The 4,941-nt window shown below is 74.1% G+C and carries 2 protein-coding genes and 1 pseudogene; all 3 read left to right on the top strand.

The features are described from left to right. Window positions 1-40: 40 nt before the first annotated feature. The gene (locus tag AOK16_RS26125) at window positions 41-2,467 is read left to right on the top strand and encodes an ATP-grasp domain-containing protein (protein ID WP_079101665.1); all 2,427 of its coding nucleotides are present in this window, start codon (window positions 41-43) and stop codon (window positions 2,465-2,467) included. Window positions 2,468-2,731: 264 nt separating this feature from the next. Beyond that, window positions 2,732-4,396, top strand: a complete 1,665-nt coding sequence (locus tag AOK16_RS22510; RefSeq protein WP_055473989.1) for a carbamoyltransferase C-terminal domain-containing protein — start codon at window positions 2,732-2,734, stop codon at window positions 4,394-4,396. Next, window positions 4,393-4,941 (top strand): annotated as a pseudogene (locus AOK16_RS22505) (lysine 2,3-aminomutase); the annotation flags it as partial. The gene AOK16_RS22510 and the pseudogene AOK16_RS22505, both read left to right, overlap by 4 nt.

The following is a 4,941-nucleotide window of genomic DNA, read 5'->3' as shown; positions in this document are numbered from 1 at the left end:
CTCCCGCCCCACCCGTACGCGCACCTGCCCAGGAGACTCCGTGTCCGAGCACGTGATCATCATCCACCGGTGGACCGACCGGTACGCCGACTACGCGGCCTATCTCGACCACGCCGCCCACCGCGTCGGATACGTGACGACGGCCCGTGCCGCGCGCCAACTGCCCGCCGGCGCCGCGGCTGTGGAGATCGTCGGCAGCACGGAGGACGCCAAGGCGGTACGCGAGGCCGTCGACGCGCTCGTCTCCCGCAACGGCGCACCCACCCGGATCGTCGCCCTGCACGAGACGGATCTGGACCTGGCGGCCGAACTCCGCGGCGAGTACGGCCTGCCGGGGCAGCGCACCGAGACCCTCCAACCGCTGCGCGACAAGCTGCTCATGGCGCGGCGGCTCGCCGCGGCCGGTGTGCCCGTGCCCGCGACGGCCCCCGCCGAGGACCGCACCGCCGTGGCCGAGTTCGCCGAGCGGCACGGCTGGCCGGTGCTCCTCAAGCCCCGGCGCGGCACCGCCAGCGCTGGGATCACCCGGCTCGACGGGCCCGACCGGCTCGCCGCGTACGCGTTCCCGCCCGACACGGCCATGGTCGTGCAGCCCTGGCTGCCGCACCGCGTGCTGCACGTCGACGGCGTGCACACCGGCGAGGGGCTCGGTGTGTGGCGGGCCTCGCGCTACCTCAGCACCTGCCTGGAGTTCACCGGCGGTACGGCCCTCGGCTCGGTCGAACTCGACGACCTGGCGGCGCTGGAGCGCATCGGGCGGATCACCGAGCGCACGGCCCGCGCGGTGCTCGCCGGTCCTTCCGTCTTCCACCTGGAGCTGTTCGAGGACGAGCGCACCGGTGAGCTGACCGTGCTGGAGATCGGCGGCCGCCCCGGCGGCGCCGAAGTCCCGTTCGTCTGGCGGGAGGTGCACGGCATCGATCTCATGGCGGTCGCCTTCGCGCACCAGACGGGTACGGAGGCGGTCGCGAGCGAGTCCCCGTCGGAAGTGGGCGGATGGCTGCTCGTACCCCCCTCTGTCCCGGCACCCTGCCGCGTACGGCGCACCACGAGCCGTGCGGACACCGGCGCGTACGCCCAAGTGCCCCTGCAGGATGGGCAGTTGCTGCCGGGTGGCGGGTACGAGCACGCGGGCGCCAGATTCCGCTTCCGTGGCGCCGGCTCGGCCGAGGTGGAGGCCGCGATCCGGCGCACCACCCGTTCGGTGACGCTGGAGTGCGAGCCGGTGGACCCCGATGCGCCCGCCCGGCTCGTGCTCATCGGCTGCGGTAACCCGCCGTACCGTGAGTACTCCCTGGCCTCGGTCGCCGCGAGGGTCGAGACCGCGCTCGTGCAGAGCGCGGCCGTCGGCTGGCAGCGGCCGTACGTCGCCGACCGGCACCGCCGGGCCGACACCGCAGACCCGGCCGCCACCGCCGAGGCCGTCGCCGCGCTCCTCGCCGGGCACCCGGGTCCGGCAGGCGTCCTGACCTGGGACGAGACACTGCTGAGGACCGCCGCCGAGGTCGCCGAGCGGCTCGGACTGCCGCACATGACGCCTGAGGCGGTGCGCGGCTGCCGCGACAAGCTCACCACCCGGCGGCTGCTCGGCGCGGCCGGAGTGGGCTCGGCCGCCTTTGTGCACGCCCACACCAGGGGAGAGGCGCTGGAGGCGGCCGACCGGCTCGGCTACCCGGTCGTCGTCAAGCCGCGCGCCCTCGCCGGAAGCATCGGCGTCACGCTCGCCTCCGACCCGGCCGAGCTGGCGCACGCCTTCGACCAGGCGGCGGGGTCGACCTTCCCCGGCATCGAGGGGCTGGCCGGGGTGATCGTCGAGGAGTACCTGGACGGGCCCGAACTCAGCGTGGACTGCGCCGTGTTCGACGGCGAGGTGCGGGTCGTGAACGTGGCGCGCAAGCGGATCGGGTTCGCGCCGTACTTCGAGGAGATCGGGCACCTCGTCGCACCGTGGCGCGATGAGCCGTGGGCGGGCGACGTCGAGTCCGTCACCGCGCGCGCCCACGAGGTCCTGGGCATCTACACCGGCCTGACCCACACCGAGCTGCGGCTCACCGCGGCCGGGCCGCGCATCGTCGAGGTCAACGGTCGCCTCGGCGGCGACTTCATCCCGCTCCTGGGCCGCCTCGCGACGGGCGTGGACTCCGTAGCGGCGGCGGCCGACATCGCCCTCGGCCGCGCACCGGCACTGGAGCCGGACCGCGAACGCTGCGCGGAGGTGAGGTTCGTCTACCCCGACCAGGACGGCACGGTCACCTCCCTCGACACCACGGCGGCCGAGGCCGTTCCCGGCGTGGAACGCGTCGTCCCCCTGGCCGCGCCCGGCTCCGAACTCCGCCTCCCCCCACGGGGAATCGTGCCGCGACTGGCGGCGGTCGTAGCGGTGGGCGACACCCCGGCCGAGTGCTCGACAACAGCAGAGCGGGCAGTACGAGCGATACGAGCGGAGGTGAGCCCGGCGGGAGGCTAGACGGCACGGTCGCTTCCCCGCCCCCACCCCCCTGTACCGCGGTGGCCCGTCGACGGCGGGAAGGGGGTGTGTCGGGGTGCCCCCCGCAGGGCGGCGAACGAACACCGGCGGAGAGTCGGGAACGAAGCCCGCACGTTCGCCGCCCGAGGAGGTGCGCCGGCGCGCCCCCTGGCACCACACCCAACGGGGGCACACCGACACTCCGTACGAACCGCCGCGCACGAACCACCCCGCGCCAGACACGAGAAAGGCCCAGACACCCCCATGTGGATACTCGGCATCAACGCCCCACCCACCGGCTGGCACGACAGCGCCGCGTGCCTGGTCGACGGTGACGGCACGGTCGTCGCGTTCTGCGAGGAGGAGCGGCGCAACCGCCACCGCCACTCCCTCTACCGCAAGCCCGCCCGCGCTGCCCGGTTCTGTCTGGACCAGGCGGGAATCACCGCCGCCGACCTCGACGTCGTCGCCGTCGGCTGGGACACCCGGCAGCTCTACCCGGACCGGTTCGCCGACGACGCCGAGTTCCTCGCGTACGCCGTCGGCCTGGACTTCGGCGAGCGGACCCCCGAGGTCGTCCGCGTCTCGCACCACGCCGCCCACGCCGCCTCCGCCTTCTACGCCTCGCCGTTCCCCAAGGCCGGGGTCCTGGTGGTCGACGGGCACGGTGAGAACGAGTCCACGTCCATCTGGACCTTCGAGGACGGCGCGCCCCCGCGCCTGGAGCGCGACTGGCCGCGTACCGCCTCCCTCGGCTACGCCTACGACGCCGCCTCCACCTGGCTCGGCTTCTCGTTCCTCAACGCGGGCAAGACCATGGGCCTGGCCGCCTACGGCCGGGCCCGCGGACTCGCCACCCAGCCGCTGGCCGAGACCGTCACTGACGACTTCCGGCTGGCCGTCCCGCCCCGGGCCGAGTCCCGTACCACCGCCACCGCCGAGGAGATCAAGCGCCACTACGAGACGACGGTCGCCGCCTGGCGCGAGCGGTACTCGGCCATCGCCGGGGCCGAGGGGCCGAGCGCCCCCGAGGGACGGCTCACCGAGGACCCGAACGCCGTGCTCGTCGCGTACACCGCGCAGCGGATCGTGGAGGAGACGGTCACCCACCTCGCCGCCCTGACCCGCAAGTCCGCCGGGGTCGACGCCCTGTGCCTGGCCGGCGGCGTCGCCCTGAACTGCAGCACCAACGGCACCCTGCCCGGCCCTCTGTACGTACCGCCGGTCCCGCACGACGCGGGCGCCGCCCTCGGCGCGGCCTGGACGGTCCGGCCCCCGCGGCGGCACCCCGAAGCTCTCACCCCCTACCTGGGTACGGACCTCGCCGAGTCGCCCCCGACCGGCACCGACGGCCTCGTCCGCACCGAGTTGGACATCGACCGGCTCACCGCCCTGCTCCTGGACGGTCAGGTCGGCGCCGTCGCCCAGGGCAGGGCCGAGGTCGGCCCGCGGGCCCTGTGCCACCGGTCGATCATCGCGATCCCGGACACCGCGGCCGTCAACACCCGGGTGAACACCATCAAGGACCGCGAGCAGTGGCGTCCCTTCGCGGGTGTCACCCGCCCCGGCTACGGCGCCCGACTCTGGGAGCAGCAGGAGCACTTGAGCCGCTACATGCTCGGCGCCGCCAGGGCCACCGAGCTGGGCCGCCGCGTCGCCCCCGGCGTCGTGCACGTCGACGGCACCACGCGCCCGCAGGTGCTGCACGGCGACGAGGCCCCGGCCGTCGGCGCGGTCCTGGACGCACTGGAGCGGCAGGGCGTGCCGCCGGTGCTGCTCAACACCTCCTTCAACGGCAAGGGCGAGCCCATCGTGGACACCGCCCGCGACGCGGTCGCCGCCTTCCGCGCCATGGACCTGGACTTCCTCGTCCTCGGCGACGAGCTCTACCGCAAGAGTCCGAACGACCGGAAGAGGGCGGCCAGTTGACTCCGACCGACCTGCGCGGGCCAACCCGTTTCCGCGCCTTCGGCCCCCGCCACATCGACACCATCGCCGACCGCCACGGCCTGCCCGACGCCGTACGCGAGACCGTGCGGCGGATCTCGCTGGTGCTGCCGTTCCGGGTGAACTCCTATGTGCTGGAACAGCTCATCGACTGGGACCGGATCCCCGACGACCCCATGTTCCAGCTCACCTTCCCCCAGCCGGGCATGCTGACCGAGGAGGACGAGCGGCGGCTGGCGAAGCTGTCCGCCGACCCCGCCGACCGGCCGCTGCTGCGTGAGGCCGTCGGCGAGATCCGCGCCGGCCTCAACCCGCACCCCTCCGGGCAGCGGCAGTTGAACGTTCCCAGCCGGGACGGCACGGAACTGCCGGGCCTGCAGCACAAGTACCGCGAGACGGTCCTGTACTTCCCCGGCCAGGGGCAGACCTGCCACGCGTACTGCACCTACTGCTTCCGGTGGGCGCAGTTCGTCGGCGACGCCGACCTGCGCTTCGCCGCCCCCGACCCCGCCGGCCTGCTCGACCAC

The organism is Streptomyces pathocidini, assembly GCF_001418495.1.
Lineage (GTDB): Bacteria > Actinomycetota > Actinomycetes > Streptomycetales > Streptomycetaceae > Streptomyces > Streptomyces pathocidini.
The sequence above is the reverse complement of the archived record's forward strand: the minus strand, read 5'-3'. Positions and strand labels throughout refer to the sequence as shown.

Coding starts and splice junctions, on each gene's coding strand:
- AOK16_RS22510 (WP_055473989.1), top strand. CDS start 2,732: ATGTGGATACTCGGCATCAACGCCCCACCCACCGGCTGGCACGACAGC.